Annotated in this window: 21 protein-coding genes; 10 read left to right on the top strand and 11 right to left on the bottom strand. The window is 63.6% G+C overall.

The window, feature by feature from the left end:
- On the top strand, positions 1 to 186 hold a 186-nt coding region (locus B3605_RS22610; protein WP_296436113.1), incomplete at its 5' end, for a BA14K family protein.
- 67 nt (positions 187 to 253) lie between these two features.
- On the opposite strand, the gene B3605_RS22615 is transcribed toward B3605_RS22610, so the two are convergent.
- Positions 254 to 1,249, bottom strand: a complete 996-nt coding sequence (locus B3605_RS22615) for a transporter (protein WP_018902083.1) — start codon at positions 1,247 to 1,249, stop codon at positions 254 to 256.
- A gap of 319 nt (positions 1,250 to 1,568) precedes the next feature.
- Between B3605_RS22615 and B3605_RS22620 the strand changes: the two genes are divergently transcribed.
- The 4 genes from B3605_RS22620 to B3605_RS22635 all read left to right on the top strand — a co-directional run bounded on the left by B3605_RS22620 (position 1,569) and on the right by B3605_RS22635 (position 7,743).
- Positions 1,569 to 3,359: an acyl-CoA dehydrogenase gene (locus B3605_RS22620; protein WP_112944640.1), complete on the top strand. Its 1,791-nt coding sequence runs from the start codon at positions 1,569 to 1,571 to the stop codon at positions 3,357 to 3,359.
- A gap of 10 nt (positions 3,360 to 3,369) precedes the next feature.
- Positions 3,370 to 4,122: a crotonase/enoyl-CoA hydratase family protein gene (locus B3605_RS22625; RefSeq protein ID WP_112944658.1), complete on the top strand. Its 753-nt coding sequence runs from the start codon at positions 3,370 to 3,372 to the stop codon at positions 4,120 to 4,122.
- Between the two features lie 146 nt (positions 4,123 to 4,268).
- The gene (locus B3605_RS22630; protein ID WP_296436116.1) at positions 4,269 to 5,633 is read left to right on the top strand and encodes a methyl-accepting chemotaxis protein; all 1,365 of its coding nucleotides are present in this window, start codon (positions 4,269 to 4,271) and stop codon (positions 5,631 to 5,633) included.
- Between the two features lie 289 nt (positions 5,634 to 5,922).
- On the top strand, positions 5,923 to 7,743 hold the full coding sequence (locus B3605_RS22635; RefSeq protein WP_112944642.1) for a methyl-accepting chemotaxis protein: 1,821 nt from the start codon (positions 5,923 to 5,925) through the stop codon (positions 7,741 to 7,743).
- Positions 7,744 to 7,824: 81 nt separating this feature from the next.
- On the opposite strand, the gene B3605_RS22640 is transcribed toward B3605_RS22635, so the two are convergent.
- The 4 genes from B3605_RS22640 to B3605_RS22655 form a co-directional block, all read right to left on the bottom strand.
- The gene (locus B3605_RS22640; RefSeq protein WP_018902078.1) at positions 7,825 to 8,040 is read right to left on the bottom strand and encodes a hypothetical protein; all 216 of its coding nucleotides are present in this window, start codon (positions 8,038 to 8,040) and stop codon (positions 7,825 to 7,827) included.
- A 125-nt stretch (positions 8,041 to 8,165) separates the two neighbouring features.
- The gene (locus B3605_RS22645; protein WP_112944643.1) at positions 8,166 to 8,567 is read right to left on the bottom strand and encodes a DUF1398 domain-containing protein; all 402 of its coding nucleotides are present in this window, start codon (positions 8,565 to 8,567) and stop codon (positions 8,166 to 8,168) included.
- Between the two features lie 42 nt (positions 8,568 to 8,609).
- Positions 8,610 to 9,071 (bottom strand): MarR family winged helix-turn-helix transcriptional regulator, encoded by a 462-nt coding sequence (locus B3605_RS22650; RefSeq protein WP_112944644.1) that lies wholly within the window; start codon positions 9,069 to 9,071, stop codon positions 8,610 to 8,612.
- A gap of 71 nt (positions 9,072 to 9,142) precedes the next feature.
- A complete protein-coding gene (locus tag B3605_RS22655) occupies positions 9,143 to 9,547 on the bottom strand; it encodes a RidA family protein (RefSeq protein WP_112944645.1) in 405 nt (134 codons plus the stop codon).
- Positions 9,548 to 9,773: 226 nt separating this feature from the next.
- On the opposite strand from B3605_RS22655, the gene B3605_RS22660 reads away from it, so the two are divergent.
- Positions 9,774 to 10,346 (top strand): TetR/AcrR family transcriptional regulator, encoded by a 573-nt coding sequence (locus B3605_RS22660; RefSeq protein ID WP_112944646.1) that lies wholly within the window; start codon positions 9,774 to 9,776, stop codon positions 10,344 to 10,346.
- Positions 10,347 to 10,375: 29 nt separating this feature from the next.
- Here the strand turns inward: B3605_RS22660 and B3605_RS22665 are convergent, their stop codons facing one another.
- Positions 10,376 to 11,626, bottom strand: a complete 1,251-nt coding sequence (locus B3605_RS22665) for a class I SAM-dependent RNA methyltransferase (RefSeq protein ID WP_112944647.1) — start codon at positions 11,624 to 11,626, stop codon at positions 10,376 to 10,378.
- The gene (locus B3605_RS22670) at positions 11,623 to 12,369 is read right to left on the bottom strand and encodes a TlyA family RNA methyltransferase (RefSeq protein WP_112944648.1); all 747 of its coding nucleotides are present in this window, start codon (positions 12,367 to 12,369) and stop codon (positions 11,623 to 11,625) included. The genes B3605_RS22665 and B3605_RS22670 overlap by 4 nt, the downstream gene beginning before the upstream one ends.
- Before the next feature lie 445 nt (positions 12,370 to 12,814).
- On the opposite strand from B3605_RS22670, the gene B3605_RS22675 reads away from it, so the two are divergent.
- On the top strand, positions 12,815 to 14,749 hold the full coding sequence (locus B3605_RS22675; RefSeq protein ID WP_112944649.1) for a methyl-accepting chemotaxis protein: 1,935 nt from the start codon (positions 12,815 to 12,817) through the stop codon (positions 14,747 to 14,749).
- Positions 14,750 to 14,836: 87 nt separating this feature from the next.
- Here the strand turns inward: B3605_RS22675 and B3605_RS22680 are convergent, their stop codons facing one another.
- On the bottom strand, positions 14,837 to 15,727 hold the full coding sequence (locus B3605_RS22680) for a LysR family transcriptional regulator (protein ID WP_296436123.1): 891 nt from the start codon (positions 15,725 to 15,727) through the stop codon (positions 14,837 to 14,839).
- Between the two features lie 172 nt (positions 15,728 to 15,899).
- On the opposite strand from B3605_RS22680, the gene B3605_RS22685 reads away from it, so the two are divergent.
- Entirely contained in the window at positions 15,900 to 16,796 is an 897-nt protein-coding gene (locus B3605_RS22685; RefSeq protein ID WP_112944650.1) for a DMT family transporter, read from the top strand.
- Positions 16,797 to 16,800: 4 nt separating this feature from the next.
- On the opposite strand, the gene B3605_RS22690 is transcribed toward B3605_RS22685, so the two are convergent.
- Both B3605_RS22690 and B3605_RS22695 read right to left on the bottom strand, forming a co-directional pair.
- On the bottom strand, positions 16,801 to 17,226 hold the full coding sequence (locus B3605_RS22690; protein WP_112944651.1) for a potassium channel family protein: 426 nt from the start codon (positions 17,224 to 17,226) through the stop codon (positions 16,801 to 16,803).
- A gap of 27 nt (positions 17,227 to 17,253) precedes the next feature.
- A complete protein-coding gene (locus B3605_RS22695; protein WP_162725027.1) occupies positions 17,254 to 17,526 on the bottom strand; it encodes a hypothetical protein in 273 nt (90 codons plus the stop codon).
- A 255-nt stretch (positions 17,527 to 17,781) separates the two neighbouring features.
- On the opposite strand from B3605_RS22695, the gene cax reads away from it, so the two are divergent.
- Complete coding sequence (cax, locus tag B3605_RS22700) at positions 17,782 to 18,858, top strand: calcium/proton exchanger (protein ID WP_112944660.1); 1,077 nt, start codon at positions 17,782 to 17,784, stop codon at positions 18,856 to 18,858.
- Here cax and B3605_RS22705 read toward each other — a convergent pair.
- Positions 18,855 to 19,742 carry an AraC family transcriptional regulator gene (locus tag B3605_RS22705; RefSeq protein WP_112944653.1) on the bottom strand — a complete coding sequence of 296 codons (888 nt, stop codon included), beginning with the start codon at positions 19,740 to 19,742 and terminating at the stop codon, positions 18,855 to 18,857. The two genes, cax and B3605_RS22705, sit on opposite strands and share 4 nt — an antisense overlap.
- Before the next feature lie 150 nt (positions 19,743 to 19,892).
- On the opposite strand from B3605_RS22705, the gene B3605_RS22710 reads away from it, so the two are divergent.
- A complete protein-coding gene (locus B3605_RS22710; protein ID WP_112973379.1) occupies positions 19,893 to 20,630 on the top strand; it encodes an SDR family oxidoreductase in 738 nt (245 codons plus the stop codon).
- Positions 20,631 to 20,714 lie beyond the last annotated feature (84 nt).

The raw sequence follows: 20,714 nt of genomic DNA on the forward strand, positions 1-20,714 counted from the left end.
ACCGGCGCCATCATCGGCGGCGCCATCGCCAGCCAGCCGCGCTATGCACCGGCACCGCGCTACGTCGCCCCGGCCGGATCGAGCCATGTCGCCTGGTGCCAGCAGCGCTACCGCTCGTACCGCGCCTACGACAATACCTTCCAGCCGTATAACGGCCCACGCCAGCAGTGCGTTTCGCCTTATTGATCTGTCGGCTTAGTTGACGTGAAAAATCCCCTTCGGTTCGCTGCCGAAGGGGATTTTTGTTTGTCCGTCACAAAATATTCACCCGCTTCAACAGCCACCAAGCCAGCGCGATCGACGCGATGATCATCCCGATCGCGTATTCCGTCCCCGTCGACCCCTGCGTGAACGGCAGATTGGCCGTGTTCATGCCGAAGAAGCCGGTGACCAGCGTCGGCGGCAGCAGGAAGGCGGTCATGATCGACAGGATGTAGAGGTGCCGGTTGGTCTCTGACGAGAGCTTGGAATCGATTTCCTCGTGCAGCAGCCGCGCCCGGTCCTGCAGCGCGTAGATGTCGTGGTCGACCGTCTCCAGCCGCGCCGTCAGCCGCCCGGCCACATCCTCGAAGCCGAAGGGCATCTCGTCGTCATCGGAAGCCGCCGCCCGGCGCATCAGGCCGAGCACGGTTCTCAGGTGTCTGTGGATGCGCACGACGGTGCGTCGGACCGGTGCCAGCCGCCGCCGCTCGTCGCGCGGCGCCGTGTCGTAGACGAAGTCCTCGATGATATTAAGCTCTTCGGTCAGGTCCATCACGATCGAGATCAGCGTGCGCTGGAATTCGGTGACCAGCAGCTCGAACAGATCGACCGGCCGGGTGAACTTCGCAGGGTTCTTCTCCATCAGCAGTCGCGCCCGCTCGACGCTGCGCAGCGGCTGCAGCCGGGTGGTGATGATGAAGCGGTCGGAGATCGCGAAGTGCAGCCAGCCGAGATCGGCGGTCTCGTGGTCGAATTCGCGCTGGCAATCGACCAGCGTGCCGTAGAGCATCTGCTCGTCGACCGTGATGGCCGAATGCGTGTCATGCGTGGTGAGCGCCGCCTTGGCGTCGTCGGTAAGCCCCGACAGCGCATCGATAAGCGCGGGCACGCGGGCGTCAGCGAGGTTGAGGTGCAGCCAGTAGAAACCGCCATCGGCGGTAAGGTCCGCCGGCAGCGCGTTGTTGGAAAGCCGTATCGGCTTGCCGCCGCCATCGGGGAATCGATAACCCCAGACGAAACCCGGCATGCTCACAGGCAGTGTATCCATTCTTTGCCGGTCCTCTTGCATTGGCGGTGCGCTCCACGCTGGCGTCTGGGTCTTAGCGACCAGCAGCACCGGATCGGCAGCTCATATAAGAGCATGAGCATGGCGCCGCACCCGATGGCAAGACCCTTTCAAGCGATGCCTCCCTATGACGGCAACCCTACAGTTTCATGACAGTGACCCATATCTCGCCCGCGGGGCGGGCGAGGTGACCTGCCGCAAGTTTGAAATTGACGTTTACGTAAAAATCAATTAGCTCTGCCGTCGGAGGAGCGGGTAGGGGAGAGCCGTCCCGCGCCATCAGGCTTACGAGGAGAAAAGCATGTACAAGGCGCCCGTCGAGGAGATCGCATTCACCCTCAAGCATGTGGCCGGTCTCGCCCAGTCGATCGACGACGGCCTGCTTGGCGATCTCGGCGAGGATCTGGTCAATGCGATCCTTCATGAAGCCGGCCGCTTCGCATCCGACGAGATCGCGCCGTTGGCCGAAATCGGCGACCGCCAGGGCGCGCGTATCTCGGACGGCAAGGTGACGACGCCGGATGGCTGGCGCGATCTCTACCGCAACTGGATATCAGGCGGCTGGAACGGCCTGACGGCATCGGAAGACTTCGGCGGCCAGGCGCTGCCGCATATGCTGAATGTCGCGGCACTCGAAATGTGGAACTCCGGCTCCATGGCATTCGCGCTCTGCCCGACGTTGACCATGGGCGCCATCGAAGCCATCGCCGCTCACGGCAGCGACACGCTGAAAGCGACCTATCTCCCGAAACTCGTCTCCGGCGAATGGACCGGCACGATGAACCTGACGGAACCGCATGCCGGTTCCGATCTCGGCGTGCTCAAGGCCCGCGCCGAACGCCGCGACGACGGCAGCTACCGCATATCAGGCCAGAAGATCTTCATCACCTGGGGCGAACACGACGCAGCCGACAACATCATCCACCTCGTGCTCGCCCGCCTGCCGGATGCGCCCGTGGGAACGCGCGGTATCTCGCTTTTCCTCGTGCCCAAGTTCCTCGTCAACGACGATGGCTTGCTCGGCGCCCGCAACGATCTCTTCTGCCACGCGCTGGAGCACAAGCTCGGCATCCACGGCTCGCCCACCTGCACGATGATCTACGGCGACGGCCGCTTCGGGGAAGAGAAGGGCGCCATCGGCTGGCTGGTCGGCGAAGAAAACAAGGGCCTCGCCTGCATGTTCACGATGATGAACAACGCCCGCCTCGCGGTCGGCATGCAGGGCGTGGCGATTGCCGAAGCCGCCACGCAGAAGGCTGTGGCCTATGCCCGCGATCGCACCCAGGGCAAGGCGCCCGGCTGGACGGGAGCAGGCCAAATAGGGGCCATGAGCCCGATCATCGAACACCCCGACGTCATCAGAATGCTGCTCACCATGAAGGCGTTGACCCAGGGCGCCCGGGCCATAGCCTATAGCTGCGCCCACGCCACCGACATGGCGCACCGCGCCGGCGATGACAAAAAACACTGGCAGGAGCGCGCCGCCCTGCTGACCCCGGTCGCCAAGTCCTTCGCCACCGATATCGGCGTCGACGTCGCCTCGCTCGGTATCCAGGTGCATGGCGGCATGGGCTTCATCGAGGAAACCGGCGCCGCGCGCTATCTCAGGGACGCCCGCATCGCCCCGATCTACGAAGGCACCAACGGCATCCAGGCGATCGATCTCGTCACCCGCAAGCTGCCGCTATCCGATGGCGGAGAGGTGAAAAGCCTGATCGCCGAGCTACAGCAGATCGCCGACCGTGTCGGTGCGTCAGACGCCGAAAACTTCGGCGCCACCGCAAACCGCCTGAACGCCGCCATCACCGACCTCCAGGAGGCGACCGACTGGCTCCTGGCGCAACTGTCGGCCGGCAACCTGGCCGACGCCTTGGCCGGCGCCACACCCTATCAGCGCCTGTTCGGCCTGACGCTCACCGGCTGCTACCTCGCCAAGGGCGCGCTCGCCGATGCTGATGATGGCAAGGCCGCCGATCGCATCGCGCTCTGCCGCTTCGCCGCCGAAAACCTGCTGACTGAGACCACGGCGCTGAAGGATGCGGTCGTCAATGGCGCCGCCAGCCTTGCCGCCGCCAGATCCATTCTCGCCTGAGGGACCCGATATGACCGACCACATTCTCGTCGAGCGAACGGCTGCCCATCCCGGCGTCCAGATCATCCGCTTCAACCGCCCGGACAAGAAGAACGCCATCACCCGCGCCATGTACCACGCGATGACCGAGGCGCTGACCGCGGCCGACGGTAACCCCGATATCCGCGCCATGGCCTTCGTCGGCACCGAGGGCTGCTTCTCCGCCGGCAACGATCTCGGCGACTTCCTTGAAGTGGCGATGGGCGGTGGCATGCCGCGTGAGGTCATTGATTTCCTCTATGCGCTGGTGCGCTCGGCAAAGCCCATCGTCTCGGGCGTCGATGGCCTGGCGATCGGCATCGGCACCACCATGCATCTGCATTGCGACCTGACGGTCGCCTCCGCCCGCAGCCAGTTCCGCACCCCCTTCGTCGATCTCGCTCTGGTGCCCGAAGCCGCCTCCAGCCTGCTCGCACCGCGCATCATGGGCGCCCAGCGCGCCTTCGCCATGCTCGCCGCCGGCGAACCCTTCTCTGGCGCGGAGGCGAGGGATGCCGGCCTGGTCTTCAAAGTCGTGGAGCCGCATCAGGTCGAAGCGGAAACGCTCAGCCTCGCCGCAAAGCTCGCCGCCAAGCCGCCCGAGGCGCTGCGCCTCTCGCGCGATCTCATCCGCGGCGACCGCGAACAGATCATTGCCCGCATCGACGAGGAAGCCCGCCACTTCGCCGCCCGCTTGCAAAGCGCCGAGGCCCGCGCCGCCTTCGAGGCTTTCATGCGCCGTTGAGGCTAAGGCGATGCCGTTTCCAATAGTATGAATTTATGCTTTTTGGCGGGTGAATTTGCGAAAGTAAAAATTTACTACAATTTAACGTACCGCATCAATTCTCGCGCCAAAACGAGGGTAATGCTGTGAAACTATTTAAAAGTGCAGTGTCTTTCAGACAGGAAATCTCTGATTTTATTTTCATGCGCTCGCCGGATGCGTATTACGTACTGGAAGATGAGCACATCGTCGATTGCAACCATGCGATGGAGGTGATGCTTGACTTGCCGCGAGACAAGATCATCGGCATCCACCCGGCCAAGCTTTCACCGGCTGTGCAATCGGACGGCCGCCCGACCAGCGAAGCCGCCGTCGCCATTTTTGCCGAGATCAAGAAAAACGGCATAGCGCGTTTCGAATGGGATCACCAGCGCCTCGATGGCACGCCGCTGCCGGTTCTGGCAACGATCCTCCAGGCCAATATCGCCGGCCGCAACGCGCAGGTCGTCTTCTGGCAGGACATTCGCGACGTGGTGAAGATGCGCCGTCAGGAAGCCGAAGCCCGCAAGCGCGACGAGGCCAAGGCCGCCGAGCAGGCGGAAGTCGTGCGCATCCTTGCGTCGTCTCTGAGAAAGCTCGCCGCCGGCGACCTCGACTGTCTTCTGGATAATCGCTTTCCGAATGAATACGAAGGGTTGCGCCAGGACTTCAACGGCACCGTCGATCAGCTGGCTGGCATCCTCGGAAAGCTCGCCGTAAACGCTGAAACCATCCGCGCAACCACCGCCGAACTCAGCCGCGCCACCGACGACACGGCGCGCCGCACCGAAAATCAGGCCGCCAGCGTCGAGGAAACCGCTGCGGCCCTGAACCAGATGACGGCTGCCGTCGCCAGCACCGCCGAAAGTGCCGCCACCGCCGCCAGTTTCTCGGCCAAGGCCAAGCAGGACGCCGAGGAATCGGAAAAGATCTCCAACCAGACCGTCGCCGCGATCGATGAGATCGCCCAGTCCTCGAAGGCGATCAACCAGATCATCGGCGTGATCGACGAGATCGCGTTTCAGACCAATCTTCTCGCCTTGAACGCCGGCGTCGAAGCGGCGCGCGCGGGCGAGGCCGGTCGCGGTTTTGCCGTCGTTGCCCAGGAAGTGCGCGAACTCGCGCAGCGTTCCGCCAAGGCGGCGAAGGAGATCAAGACGCTGATCGTCAATTCGGGCACGCAGGTCGAGCGCGGCGTCGCGCTGGTGAGCGATTCCGGCAAGGCGCTGGGCGATATCATCGGCCACCTCTCGCACATCTCGCAGCTGGCAACGACGATCGCCGATTCCGCCCGGGAACAATCGTCAGGCCTCTTGCAGATCAACGCGGCGATCAACCAGATGGACGGCGCCACACAGCAGAATGCGGCAATCGTCGAGGAGACCGCCGCCGCCGTGCACGGTCTGTCGGAGCAGGCCGGTGTCCTGAACGACCTGGCCTCAACCTTCCGCCAGCGCCGGGATGCGCCCGCGAAAATGCGTGTTGCCGCCTGATATCGGCGGTCAGCGCAAGACTACCGACCGCTGACGAGATGTTCGAATAAAATGAGCCGCCACGCCCCGCGTGAGCGGCTCTTTCAGTATGGCGCTGCGGCAGAAATGTTCAAAAAGTATTACTTTTAATCAAATTTTACCAATTGCCTTGTTTAGTGATCGGCAATGCATGACGCAGCACGGGCATGAGCGCCCGGCCCCTTTTCCGGCACAATCAAAGGCGCAGACGCCAGCGGATCGACCCCCCGATCGCTGAGGCATGTCGGTCGGCCGCATTCGAGACAATGCTATGTTCAAAATGAAGATCAAGACGCTGCTACCGGTGCTCTTTCTGTCCCTCGTCGCCATTTCCCTCGTGCAGGGCGCCATCGCCGCTGTCGCGCTCACCAGTCTCGAAGCCAATACACGGGAGATCGGCGCCCAAAACATCCCGAACACCGAGCGCCTGCACGCCATCGTCACGACGCTGAACGATGTGCGCCGCAGCTACGCCGACTATCTGCTCGCCTCCGGCAAGACCGATTTCCGCAATGCCGAGACCACGCTGAAGACCCGCCGCCAGCGGCTGGCGGGCGCCATCGATGCCTTCGAAAAGCAGCCGAAGAGCGACTACATGAGCCAGAACTTCGCGCGGCTGCAGAAGGCGCTCGCTAACGACGCCGCCGTCGCCGACAAGATCATCGCGCTGGCGCTCGATAACAAGCGCAGCCAAGCCAATTCGCTCTATCGCGGCGAGCTGTCGATGTCGGCCAACAACATTCAGACGCTGATCGACGGCATGATCGCGAGAGATCGTCAGTCGACCGATGCCGGCCTCGTCTCGGCTGCCGGCAACTATTACGCCGGCACGGTCTCGATCGTCGCCGGTCTTGCGGTCGCGCTTGTTGCCGCCATCGCGGCCGCCTATCTGGCCTGGAAGCGCATCTCGCGGCCGATCACGACCATTGCCTCGCGCATGGCCGGCCTTGCCGATGGCGATCTGGAAGCCGCCGTTCCCTATACCAACCGCCATGACGAGATCGGCGACATGGCCGCCGCCGTCTCCGTCTTCCGCGACAATGCCTTTGCCCGCCTCGATCTCGAACGCAGCGCCGAGGACAACCGCGCCCACGCCCGCGACGAACGCGCCCGCAACGAGGCCGTCAAGGCGCGCGAGGCAGCCGAGATCAATCATGCCGTCGAAGCGCTGGCCGGTGCCCTCGGCGCCCTGTCGGAAGGCGATCTCGCCCATCGCATCGAGCAGCCTTTCGCCGATCACCTCGATCGCCTGCGTAGCGACTTCAACGCCTCGGTCGCCAAGCTCAGCGAAGCGCTGGAAGAGGTCGGCCACAACGCGCATGCGATCGACGCCGGCGCAGGCGAAATCCGCAACGCCGCCGATGGCCTTGCGCGGCGCACCGAGCAGCAGGCCGCCTCGATCGAGGAAACGGCTGCGGCACTCGAAGAGATCACCACCACGGTGAAGGACACCGCCCGCCGCGCCGAGGAAGCCGGCAGCTTGGTGTCGCGCACCCGTGGCGGTGCCGAGGAATCCGGCAACATCGTCCGCAAGGCCGTCTCGGCCATGACCGAGATCGAGCAATCCTCGCAGAAGATCGCCAACATCATCAGCGTCATCGACGACATCGCCTTTCAGACCAATCTCTTGGCACTCAATGCCGGCGTCGAAGCCGCGCGCGCTGGCGAGGCCGGCAAGGGCTTCGCCGTCGTCGCCCAGGAAGTGCGCGAGCTCGCGCAGCGCTCGGCTACAGCCGCCAAGGAGATCGAGACGCTGATCTCGGCCTCCAACGCCCAGGTTCGCTCCGGCGTCAGCCTGGTCGGCGAAACCGGCAAGTCGCTGGAGACGATCGTCGGCCAGGTGCAGGACATCAGCCGCCATGTCGACGCGATCGTCACCGCCACCCGCGAACAGTCGACCGGCCTTGCCGAGATCAATACCGCGGTGAACACCATGGACCAGGGCACCCAGCAGAACGCAGCCATGGTCGAGGAACAGACGGCCGCAAGCCACGGTCTCGCCCAGGAAGCCGCCAAGCTGATGCACCTGCTCGGCCAGTTCAACCTGCAGCCCGGCAATCATTCAATGGCGCGCCGCTACGCCGCCGCCTGATCGATCGGTGACATAAACGACAAAACGCCCGCGCATGTCGCGGGCGTTCTCTTGGGCACTTGGAAAGATCGGGGAAACCCGTTATCCGTGCATCCGCTGACGCTCGGGCTGTTCCGCGATGAAACGGTTGTTGCGGGCCGAAAGCGGCTCCACCGGTAGAATATCGATGACATCGGCAGCATCGAATTTGCGCTTCATGCCGCATATCGTGGCAATCACGACGCCCCTGTCAATATTGAAGGATGTCGCCAGGAAATTCCGTTCGTCGCCATGATCATCAATGGAAATAACAAACATATTATCCTCCGTGTATTATCCATTGATACACGCAGATTATTTATCATAGATGAATTTATAGATCATCCATCTTCAGCATATGAAAATATGCTTTGATTTTCTATCAACGATACACGCGCATTTGTTCACGACGGGAAATGCTCGACATGCGTTTCGGCGGTGCGACCGAAGTAGAGCACGCGGCGGCCGGGAAACGACACCATGTAGCCGGCGCAACCCATTGCCTTCACATTTTTGCAAAAGGCGCCGTAGCTGTAATCGGGCGGGTTCGCCTGCGCCCATCTGACCTGCACGGCAACGCCTTCCGCGTCGAAGGCGAGCGCGACCATATCCTCCACCGGGCGGTTGTCGAGCACGACGCTGTCGCCATCAGGCAGGAAGTAGGTCGTCGTGTTCAGGCGATAATCGACGGTATAGCCCTCGAAGCCGGAACCGATCAGCGTTCCGACGATCTCGGGAAAACTCATCGTCCCGTCATAGGCGCCATTAAGGCAGGTCTGGGCAATGGCCGTCTGTTGCGCGTTCATGGCGCTCTCCTCTCTTGAAACTGAAATCGAAGCTCGCTGGCCCTAGCTGACCGGGATGTCGCTGAGACCACGCTCCCGCGCGATCAGCCGCAACAGCCGCTCGAGTTCCCCGCGCTCCTCAGGCGAAAGCCCGCCGAAAAACATCGCGTCGTTTCGGTCCGCCAGTTCCGCCAGCCGGGGCACCAGCTCGCGGGCCGCAGGCTTGAGCATCAGCGTCTGCCCGCGCTTGCCATCCGGCTTGGCGTCGCGGCTCACCAGGTCCTTCTCGACCAGTCGATCGGCAAGCTTCGAGATCGCTCCCTTGGTCATGCCCATGCGCTCGGCCAGTTGCGAGGGCGCAATGCTCTCGACGTCGTAAAGCATGCGCAGAAACACCCACTCCGCCACCGTCACGCCTTCCGCTTCTACGTTGCGCGCGAAACTCTGCGACACGGCATTCGATACCGTCCGCAGCCAATAGCCGAGATGCGCTTCGATGTCGGAGATGGGTTTGGTTTCGGTCACGGGTGCCTCGTTGGTTGACTAGTAAACTACTGTAACAAGGTTTCCTAGTCAACCTTATTCGCTAGGCTGCGTTATGCTGCGGCGGGGGAGGGGATGCGGGCGATCACCTTGATCTCGAAATCGAAGCCCGCCAGCCAGTTGACGCCGACAGCCGTCCAGTTCGGATAGGGCTTGTCGCTGAACGCCTTCAGCCGAACGTCGTTGACCGTCGCGAACTGGTTTTCGGGATCGGTATGAAAGCTGGTGACGTCAATGATATCGTCGAAGCCGGCGCCGGCGGCCTTCAGCACGGCCGCGAGATTGTCGAAGGCGAGCTGCACCTGCTTCGGAAAATCAGGTTCGGGTGATCCGTCCTCGCGGCTGCCCACCTGGCCGGAGACGAAGAGAAGGTCGCCGGAGCGGATCGCCGCCGAGTAGCTGTTGATCTCATAAAGCGCCTGTCGGCCGGCGGGGAAGATTGCGTCGCGTTTGGTCATGTCATGCTCCTGTTTCAACAAGGCAAAGCCTAGGCGTCCGCCGTCGCGCCAAAGGGCGCGCCACGTTGCTTTTCAGTCACCTGGATCTCTGCTCTTCACGATCAAGGGCGAGAGTGATATACGCCCCGTATGTGAATATAGGAAGCATACGCGACGTATGTCAATACGCATACACCACGTATGCTGATTTATGGAGGCAAGGGTGACGGCGAGAACGCGTGCGCAGATGGTCGAGGAAACGAGGGCAAAGCTCATCGCGGCCGGCCGAAAGGCTTTTGCCATAAAGGGTTACGCCGCCTCGTCGATGGATGATTTCACTGCCGAAGCGGGGCTGACGCGCGGCGCGCTCTATCATAATTTCGGCGACAAGAAGGGGCTGCTGCAGGCCGTCATTGACCAGATCGACGCCGAGATGCTGGTGCGCCAGCGCGCCGCGCAGGCCAAGGGGAAGACACCCTGGGAAGGCTTTATCAACGAAGGCATCGCCTATATCGAGATGGCGCTCGAGCCTGAAATCCAGCGGATCATGCTGCTCGATGGCCCCGCCGTGCTCGGCGATCCCTCACAATGGCCGAACCAGACCGCCTGCCTGCGCACAAGCACTGAGACCATCGAGGCGCTGATTGCTGATGGTATCGTCAAGCCCGTGGATGCCGAGGCCGCTGCCCGGCTGATCAACGGTGCGGCGCTAAACGCAGCGCTCTGGATCGCCGCGGCCGATGATCCGCATGCGGTTCTGGAAAAGGTCGTCGATGCCTTCAGGCATCTCGCCGGCGGCCTTTTGCGGAACGCCAGCTGAGCTCTATCCGGTAGTCGGGCACGCCGGGCTTACTTCTCCAGCGTCGCCACCACCTCGACATGCGAGGTCCACAGGAACTGGTCGATCGGCGTCACCGAGGTGATGCGATAGCCGCCATCGACGAGAATGGCGAGATCGCGGGCAAGCGTCAGCGGGTTGCAGCTGACGGCGGCGATCTTCTTGACCGTGGATCGGGCAAGCTCCTTGCACTGGAATTCGGCACCCGCGCGCGGCGGGTCGAAGACGACGGCGTCGTAGACCTTCAGTTCCGATGTCATCAACGGCCGGCGGAACAGATCGCGGCGCTCTACGCTCACGGGCTTGATCCCCTGCGTGTTGCGCGCGGCGTGGTCGAGTGCCGCAAGCGGCTTGTCTTCGCTTTCGACCGCATGCACCCGGCCAATTCGCGCCAGCCTGAGCGAGAAGGTGCCCGTGCCGGCGAAGAGGTCGGCGATACGCTTGGATTTGCCGACATGGGCAAGCACCAGCTCGGACATCGCTTCTTCCGCCGGCTTTGTCGCCTGCGTGAAGCTTCCAGCCGGTGGCGATACCTGGACGCCGCCGAAATCGAGCATCGGCTTCACGGGCTCGATCAGGATCTCGCCATTGACGGAGACGCGCGCGATCCCGCGCATCGAAAGCACGGTCTCGGTCGCCTTGCGCCGCTGCTGGTCCGAAAGCTTCTTCAGGCCGTCGGCTGCGATGTCGAGGCCGGTTGCCGTTTCGAGCACGGTGATACGGAACGCTTCGGCGTTGACGGCAAGTGCCGCGCCGATCGCCTTGATCGCCGGCAGCCGGGCGATGAGGCTTGCCGACGAGATGGGACATTCCTCGATATTGACGAGATGGTGGCTTTCGGCCTGGTTGAAGCCGATGAGCATCTCTTTCTCGGTCTTGCGCGCCGCGAATGTCACGCGGCGGCGCTCGCCGGGATGAGCGACGACAAGCTCGCCGACCTCAGGCGTCAGTCCCTTGGATTTCAGCGCATCGATGACCAGCTGGCGCTTGAAGCCGCGATAGACCGCATCGCCTGCATGCTGCAGCGTGCAGCCCCCGCAGGTGCCGTTGACGCCATCGGGGCCGAAGTGCCGACAGTGCGGCTCCTGCCGGTCCGGCGAGGGCGTGGTGATCGACATCACCGTGCCCTGGCTCTTGACGCGCGCGATGGCGACCGTCTCACCCGGCAGCGTGAAGGGCACGTAGACGGGGCCATCAGTGCCGTTGGCGATGCCGTCGCCCTGGGCGCCGAGCTTCTGGATGGTGACTGTTTCAGTGCTCACGGCTTGGTTCCTGCGAGTAGATATTCCTGGTTTCCGTCCCCGCCCGAGATGGGAGAGGGGATCAGCCCGAGGCTGGTCCAGCCCATGTCCTCGACGAACCAGCGCTCCAGTTCGGCAGCGACGGCCGGTGCAGTCGAAGGGTCCTTCAGCATGCCGCCCTTGCCGATCGCCTCGCGGCCGGCCTCGAACTGCGGCTTGACCAGCAATACGGCGGTCGCACCCTGTTCGGCGAGATCGAGCGCCGGGGCCAGCGCTAGCTTCAGCGTGATGAAGGAGACGTCGGAGACGATGAAGGTGAGGGGATGGCCGATATCCTCGGCCTCCAGATTGCGCGCGTTCAGCCCCTCGATATTGGTAACATCGGGGTTCTCGGCAAGCCGCGGATGCATCTGGCCGTGGCCGACGTCGATCGCGGTCACATGCGCGGCGCCGCGTTCGAGCAGCACTTCGGTAAAGCCGCCGGTGGAGGCGCCGACATCGAGACAGTGATGGCCCGTCGGATCGAGCTTGAAGTGATCGAGGGCGGCCGCGAGCTTCAGCGCCGCGCGCGAGACGTATTCCTGCGCGGGGTCGTCGATCTCGATCGAGACATCCTCGCCGAAGACGGCGCCGGCCTTGGTGACGACCTTGCCGTCGACCTTGACGGTGCCACGGCTGACCGCGTCGCGGGCGCGCGAACGGCTGGCAAAAAGACCCAGGCTGACGAGGAGCTGGTCGATGCGTTGTGTATTTTGATCGGACATGGCCTGTCCATGCCGGGCAATGCCATCAGTTGCAAGCCTTTTGTTGACCGCCGCCACCGTCGCCGCAGTCCTTTGATGTCACATGGATCGTCGGTGCCGGCTCACCCGTCGATAGCGATGGGAAAATTAGCGGTCTCTAGCCAAGTGAAAAGAGACCTACAACCTGCGCTATGATGGTGTGTGACGACGAAGCGTCAAACGGGTTGAATCCCCGAGAATTCAGTGGCTGCAGCCAATAAACTGCGACCAGTTGCCGCGCCGACTTAAACAATTTTAAATTTTCCGTGGCTAGTGTCGCCGTCGATTGCAGCGGCCGAAAACCGCGTCCGCCATGATGGCCCGAAATTCCACCGCCGATCATGTTTTCCCTCGTTGATAGTTTCCCCGCACGCGCTGACGCGTGCCCGATTTGCCATGGCGCCAGGCGCCCAGGAAAGACCGACTGATGTTTGCTAGAAACATGTCCCTGAACGGTAAGCTCGCCGCGACCTTCGCGGCTCTCATTCTCATCTTTGTATCCGTCTCCGCCTTCGTCTATTCGAAGGCCGGCGCCGTGGCGGAAGCTGCCGTCGAGGAAAAGCGGTCGGAGCTGCTGGTCAACCAGATCGACGACGCGTTGCAGGCCATGCTCGAGCAGGCCGTGAACCTGCGCGGTTTCCTGCTCTTCAAGAGCGACAGCACCTATGGCGATCTCTTCAACAACCGCGACCGCATGCTGAACGCGATTGCCGCCGCCAAGCAGACGGCCGCGGGCAAGACCGAGTTCGTGAGCCAGATCGACGCCATGCAGAAGGCTGCCGACCTCTACTTCAACCAGCTCGCCGTGCCGCAGAGCAAGGCGCGCAAGGAAACCGACATGCCGATCGACCAGATCGTCAAGATCGGCGTCAACGAAACCAAGGGTCAGCTCGACGGTTTCCGCCAGGCCTCGGCCAAGATCAAGCAGGCCGCGCGTGATGAATCCGCAGCGCTTTCCGCCATCAAGGCCGATGCAAGTGCCGCGCTCAACATGACGCTGCTCTTCGGCGGTATCTTCGCAGCCTTCGCGGCCGTCGTGCTCGCCTGGATGTTGTCGCGCAGCATCGTTCGCCCGATCGTCGGCATGACCTCCGCCATGGGCCGTCTGGCGGGTGGCCAGAACGACATCGACGTTCCGGCACTTGATCGCCAGGACGAAGTCGGCCGCATGGCGCAGTCGGTGCTGGTGTTCAAGAACGCGGCCATCGAAAAGCTGCGCCTTGCCGGCGAAACCGACCGCATGCGTGGAGACGCCGAACGCCAGCGCCAGATGGGCGACGAGCAGAAGGCCCGCGAGGAAAGCGAACTGCGCTTCGCCATCGACAACCTCGCCGATGGTCTCTCCGGTCTTGCCAACGGCAACGTCGCGATCCGCATCACCACCGCCTTTGCGCCGCAGTTCGACCGCCTGCGCAATGACTTCAACCATGCCGTCGAAAAGCTGCAGGCAGCCCTGCAGTCGGTTGGCCACAATGCGTCCGCCATCAATGCCGGTGCCGGCGAAATCCGCACCGCAGCCGACGATCTGGCCCGCCGCACCGAGCAGCAGGCCGCAGCCGTCGAGGAAACCGCGGCTGCCCTCGAAGAGGTCACCACCACGGTCCGCGACAGTGCCAAGCGCGCCGAGGATGTCGGCCAGCTCGTCGAGCGCACCCGTCTCGGCGCCGAGCGCTCCGGCGAGGTTGTCCGCAAGGCCGTCACCGCCATGCAGGAAATCGAGAAGTCCTCGGGCGAAATCTCCAACATCATCGGCGTCATCGACGACATCGCATTCCAGACCAACCTTTTGGCGCTGAACGCAGGTGTCGAGGCGGCACGCGCCGGGGAAGCCGGCAAGGGCTTCGCGGTCGTCGCCCAGGAAGTGCGCGAGCTCGCCCAGCGCTCGGCCAACGCCGCCAAGGAAATCAAGGCGCTGATCAATACGTCTGGCACGCAGGTCAACTCCGGCGTCTCGCTGGTCGGCGAAACCGGCAAGGCGCTGTCCGAAATCGTCGGCGCCGTGCAGGAGATCAACCGCCATGTCGGCGCCATCGTCACCGCCACGCGCGAACAGTCGATCGGCCTGCAGGAGATCAACACCGCCGTTAACAACATGGACCAGGGCACCCAGCAGAATGCCGCCATGGTCGAGGAACAGACGGCCGCCAGCCACTCGCTCGCCCAGGAAGCCATGGCGCTGGACGATCTGCTGCGCCAGTTCAACCTCGGCAACGACCGCGCCGCACCGCGCGCGGCAACCGCCACCCCGGCCTCGCGCCCGGTCGCCTCGCCGGCCAACGCGCTGAAGCGCAGCGTTGCCCGCGCCTTCGGTGGCGGTGGTGCCGGTGCCGCGGCCGTCAAGGAAGAATGGTCGGAGTTCTGATCGAACGCCTGATCATCGACAGGAAAGGGAAGGGGCTGCGCATCGCGCCGCCCCTTTCGCGTTCAGGACCTCAACTGGCCGAAAACCTCAGCTCGCCAGCGCCAGCCCGCCATAGCGGCTGATCTCGCTTTCAATCTCCGCCACCAGCGTATCAAGTGCTGCGTTGCGCACCTTGCGGCCGCGACGGACCACATAGACGAGATCGGGCGGCACGGGGAAGCGGTCGGTGATGATCTGCATCTCCGGCCGTAAATGCCGCTCGTTGAGCAGCGCCACGCCCATGCCGGAGCTGACGGCGGCGATAATCCCCGCGGCACTCGCGCATTCGAACACCGTCTCCAGCAGGATCCCGCCATCCTGCCCGATATCGAGCGCCCAGTGGCGGTAGAAGCAATCGTCGTGGAAGGAGAGGAAGGGCACGGACGCCGTCTGCGGCAGGAGCAGGCTCGGATGCTTCACCCAGTGCAGCGTCTCTCGAAACAGGATGACATCGGTCGGGCGCACCTCGTGGGCGAACACCTGCACGATCGCCGCGTCGAGCTCGCCCTGCTCGAGCATCGCCCGCAGTACCAGGCTCATCCGCACCTGCGTGCGCACGGAAACATCGGGATGCAGCCGGCGGAAGCGACCGAGAATATGGGCGAGCGCCGAACAGGTCGTGTCCTCCGTCAGCCCGAGCGCGATCCGCCCGGCCAGCGTCGTCTTCGACAGGCTGAGCAGCGCCTCGTCATGCAGGCCGAGAATGCGGCCGGCATAATCGAGCAGCTCCTCGCCCTCGGTGGTAAAGGCGGTAGCGCCGGCCTTGCGGTTCAGGAGCTCGCAGCCGAAGCTCGTTTCCAGCCGCTTGATCTTGTGGCTGACGGCCGATTGCGACAGGCCAAGCGCTTCCGCCGCCCGCGTGATGCCGCCGTGATGACGTATCGCCCAGATGGCACGCAGAGCATCGATCTCCAGCCGCCGGTTGTTCAGGTCGCTCATCTCGTGTCGATCTCTTCGTTGCTTGCCGGTCAGAGCATGCAACGGGGAGCCGGCATTTGCAAACTTCCATGACTGGTTTCGCTTGAAAGTCATGCCGCGATCGAAATTTGTCATGTGCTCGCCCGCAACCAATAGCTTATGCCCTCGATGAGACGCATCACAGGAATGACCGATGACGGACCACGCATTGACCGCCACGACCAAGCAGCAGCATCGCCTTCTATGGCCGCTGATGGCCACATTGCTGATCATCGGCTGGAGCTCCGGCTTTGTCGGTATCCGCTATGCCAGCGAGGAGGCGAGCGTTGTGCTCGTGCTCTTCTGGCGCACGCTGCTGTCCGGCCTGATCCTGCTGCCCTTCGCCCTCGCCATCGGCCCGCGCATGCAGCGGAAGGCGATCGTCGGGCAAATGTGGTTCGGCGTCATGTCGGTCTTCCTCTATCTCGGCGGCTTCGCGCTGGCGATCGAGCAGCGCGTGCCCACCGGCCTTGTGGCGCTGATCTCGGATCTGCTGCCGCTTGCCATCGCCACCCTGTCGCAGCCGGTGCTCGGCGAACGCCTGAGCGGCCGCCAGTGGCTTGGCACGGCGATCGCCGTGGCGGGTGTGCTGATCGTCTCGCTCGATAGCCTGAGCTTCGGATCGGCGCCGCTTTGGGCTTACGGATTGACCGTCGGCTCGATGCTGATCTTCGCGCTCGCCTCGGTGCTCCACAAGCGCCGCCGCGTCGGCCATATGCCGGTGCACCAGAGCCTCTGCATCCACACGCTGACCGGCTCGGTGCTCTTTGGTATCTGCGCCCTGATCCAGGGCGATATCGCGCCGCCGATGACGCAGAACTTTGCCATCGGCATGGTCTGGCTGGTGCTGATCGCCACCTTCGCGGCCTACTCGGTCTATTACACCAGCCTGCGGCTCTTCCCGGTCGCCAAGGTCAGTGCCGCGATCTATTTGAGCCCACCGGTCACCATGCTCTGGGCGTGGGCGCTGTTTTCCGAGCCGCTGACGCTGACGATGTTCGTCGGTCTCGGCGTCACGCTGGTCGGCGTCTTCATGACCTCGCGAAGCTGACACCTCACACGTCGTTCGCCTTGCCGTCCCGGAAATACAGGCGCTGGATGACGGCCATGATCAGCGCAGTCGCCCAGCCGAAGATGATCCAGCCGTTGACCGCCTCGAAAGCCGAAATCTGCCTCCACTCCTTGCCAAGCACGACATCGCCATAGCCGACGGTCGTGAAGGTCGCGGTGGAGAAATAGATGGCGTCGTCAAGCGATGGCAGCGCGCCGATCAGATAGTAGAGAAGCGCCCAGAGGCAGATATCGAGACTGATCGGAATGAGGAGGTAGCTGACCCAGGCGACCGTCGCGGTCGTGGCATGGCGCCCGAGATATCCGGGCTCCGCGTGCCGGATGGCGCGAAGCCCGATCTCCATGAAGACGGCCTGTATGGCGACTGTGGCCGCGATCAGCGCGGTGGCGAGGAGAAAGTTGACGGGCACCGGACCTCCAGCCTATGTGGGTCAATATCAATACTGCGCGACGATCTCGGCTTCGTTCCGCCCACGCGCCAGCCGGCACAACGGCACGTCTTCCGCGGCGCATGCCGAACGCTGCCCTCCGCCTTCGGCATCCACTCGACGGGTCTCAGCATGCGCCCGACGCAGCAGCCACCGCACAAGTTCCCTCGCTTCGCGCGGCTCAAGCAGCACAGCCGTCACCCCGGCCTCGACAGGCAAGCCCGTCGCCCGGTCGATGACGTCGACAAGCCCAAGGCGGCCCGGCACAACCATGTACCGCACTCCGATCGCCGCTCCTGACTGCATTCCAACCACACCCCTCGCTTTCATCCCGGCCAAACTAGCAGGCACACCACGTTCCGCATTGCGCAGGATCAATCCTTCGCGGCAAAGGCAGTGATATCGGCGCAGCGTTGATCACACGCAATGCAGGCCGACGACCAAGCCCCTATGCTCATCCGCGCGAAAATCCGGATGGAGCCCGCAGTGCAGAACGTTCAGCGCAAACATGGGCCTTCGGGGCTGATCGCGGCAACAATGGCCGAGCTTCGCGCCGCGCCGCTGTTGGCGCTGCTCGTCTTCGTACCGGTGGTGATCCTGACCGATATGGCAGCGCCAGAGTCCCACACGCTGCTCTTCATCCTCTCCGTGCTGGCGATCATCCCACTCGCGGCCCTGCTCAGCCGCGCGACCGAAGCCGTCTCCGCCCGCACGGGTGACGCCGTCGGCGGCCTGTTGAACGCCACGCTCGGAAATCTCACCGAACTCGTCATATCGCTCGCCGCCCTGCAGGCCGGGCAATATCTGCTGGTCAAGGCGTCGATCGCCGGCGCCATCGTCACCAACACGCTGTTCATGCTCGGCGGCTCCTTCCTGCTCGGCGGCCTCAAGCATCACCTGCAGGAGTTCAATCGCGTCAGCGCCCGCTTTCAGGCGTCGCTGCTCTTTCTCGCCACCGTCGCGCTGTTTGTCCCCTCGCTTGTCAGCCGCGCCGACCAGGGGCCGGAGATGGTGCAGGCGCTCAGCCTCGGCCTCGCCGTGATCCTGATCGCGGTCTACGCCATGGGCATGCTGTTTTCGCTGAAGACCCACCGCGAGCTCTTTGCCAGCGTCGGCGAGGCCGAGGAGCACCATGGCGGCTGGGGGCTTTCGACCAGCATCATCATCCTCGTCGTGGTGACGCTCTTCGTTGCGCTCATCAGCGAGGTCTTCGTCGGCTCGGTGCAGGCGGCGGCCGAGAAGATGGGCATGACGCCCGCCTTCGTCGGCTTCATCGTCGTGGCGCTCGTTGGCGCGGCGGCGGAAATGACCGCGGCCTTCTCGGCCGCCCGCGCCAACCGGCTCGATCTCAGCGTCGGTATCGCGCTGGGCAGCGCCTCGCAGATCGCGCTCTTCGTCGCCCCCGTTCTCGTCATTGTCAGCTATTTCATCGGCCCAGAGCCCATGTCGCTGCAGTTCTGGCCGGGCGCGGTCGCCATGATGTTCCTCGCCATGATGGCGGCCGCACTGCTTTCCAATGGCGGGCGCGGCGCCTGGTATGTCGGCGTGCTGGCGCTCGCCGTCTATGCCATATTCGGCCTGACGCTATTCCTGCTGCCGCCCGCCGCTTCCTAGTATCCGGCAAAGTTCGGAGATGTGCGCATCCGCGCCACATCCCGCTTCGGCGTCTCCTTGTGCACGCGGACATAATCGCGATTGAACTGAGATGGGCTGTCATATCCGACGCGAAACCCCGCCTCGGCCGCCGTCATGCCCTCGACGATCATCAGCCGCCGGGCTTCCTGCAGGCGGATCTGGGTGCGAAACTGCAGCGGGCTCATCGCCATCGCCGCGCGAAAATGCTCGTAAAAGGACGACGAGCTCATGCCGGCGATATCGGCCAGTTCCTCGATCGCGAATGGGCTTCCGAAATTGCGGCAGACATAATCCACCGCCCGGCCGATCTGGTTCAGCCGGCTCTCGCCGCTGGCGATCTGTCGGATCAGCCCGCCCTGCGGCCCGGATATCAGCCGATGCAAAATCTCCCGCTCGACAAGCGGCGCCAGCACCGGCGCATCCTCGGGCGTATCGAGAAGACCAAGCAGACGCGCCGCCGCATCGATCAGCCGTGGCGTGGTTTCGCTCACCCGCGCCGCCGCCGGGTTCTCGTCGCGTGCTGGTGCACCGGCGATCATTTCGTTCAGAAGCGTGCGGTCGAACTCCAGCCGCAGGCAGAGATAGGGCGCGTCAGCGCTGGCCTCGATCACCGCGCCGATGACCGGCAGGTCGACGCCAACCACGAGATATTGCGCGGCATCGTAGATATAGCTGGCATCGCCGATCGTCGCCCGCTTTCGCCCCTGCGCGACAATGCAGCAAGAGGGCTTGTAGAGCGTATGTAGCGGCTCGGTGGTCGCCGAGGATCGTATAACGCCGACGCGCGGCAGCGCGGTGTCGAAGTTTCCATCCACGCCGGCATGGCGGTCTATCAGGGCAGCGAGATCGGTAATTGTTTCCATGGCGCCAGCATCGGACGTCTCGCGCGCTTTGCCAAGAGCCCATCATCCCAATTCGGAGGATCGTGCAAGAATTCCGGAAAAGCTGTCTACCGCAACTCGTCCCGTCAGCGCGATCCTGTGTCGGTCAACAGATCGCTTGAGGAGCAAGACATGACCGATATGAACAACAAGGTAGTGCTGATCACCGGCGCCAGCAGCGGCATCGGCGCCGCCACGGCCCGCGAATTGGGTCTCGCTGGCGCAAAGCTGGCCATCGGCGCGCGCCGAACCGGCCGCCTGGACGCTTTGAGCGAGGAAATCCGCGCCGCGGGCGGTGTCGTCATCTCGAGAGCGCTCGACGTCACCGACCGCGCCGACATGCAGGCCTTCGTCGACGCTGCTATTGCCGAGTTCGGCCGCGTCGACGTGCTCGTCAACAATGCCGGCGTCATGCCGTTGTCGCTGATGTCATCGCTGAAGGTCGAGGAATGGGATCGGATGATCGACGTCAACATAAAGGGCGTGCTCTATGGCATCGCCGCCGTGCTGCCCGTCATGAATGCCCAGCAAGCCGGACAGATCATCAACGTCTCCTCCGTCGGCGGCCTCGCCGTCTCGCCGACAGCGGCGGTCTATTGCGCGACGAAGTACGCGGTGCGGGCGATCTCCGATGGCCTGCGTCAGGAAAACAAGATCCTGCGCGTCACCTGCGTCTATCCCGGCGTGGTCGAATCCGAACTCGCCGACACCATCACCGAACCCTTCGCCGCCGAAGCCATGGTCGCCTACCGCGCCGTGGCGCTGAAACCCGACGCCATCGCCCGCGCCATCCTCTACGCCATCGACCAACCCGCCGATGTGGATGTTAACGACATCGTCGTGCGCCCTACGGCCAATGCGGGGTTGTGAGGGGGAGGTTTGGGGAGGGGCAGCGGCTTGCTTTGAGCCCGTGGCACCCCCCTCTGCCCTGCCGGACATCTCCCCCACAAGGGG

This window comes from Rhizobium sp. UBA1881 (assembly GCF_002338015.1).
Classification (GTDB): domain Bacteria; phylum Pseudomonadota; class Alphaproteobacteria; order Rhizobiales; family Rhizobiaceae; genus Rhizobium.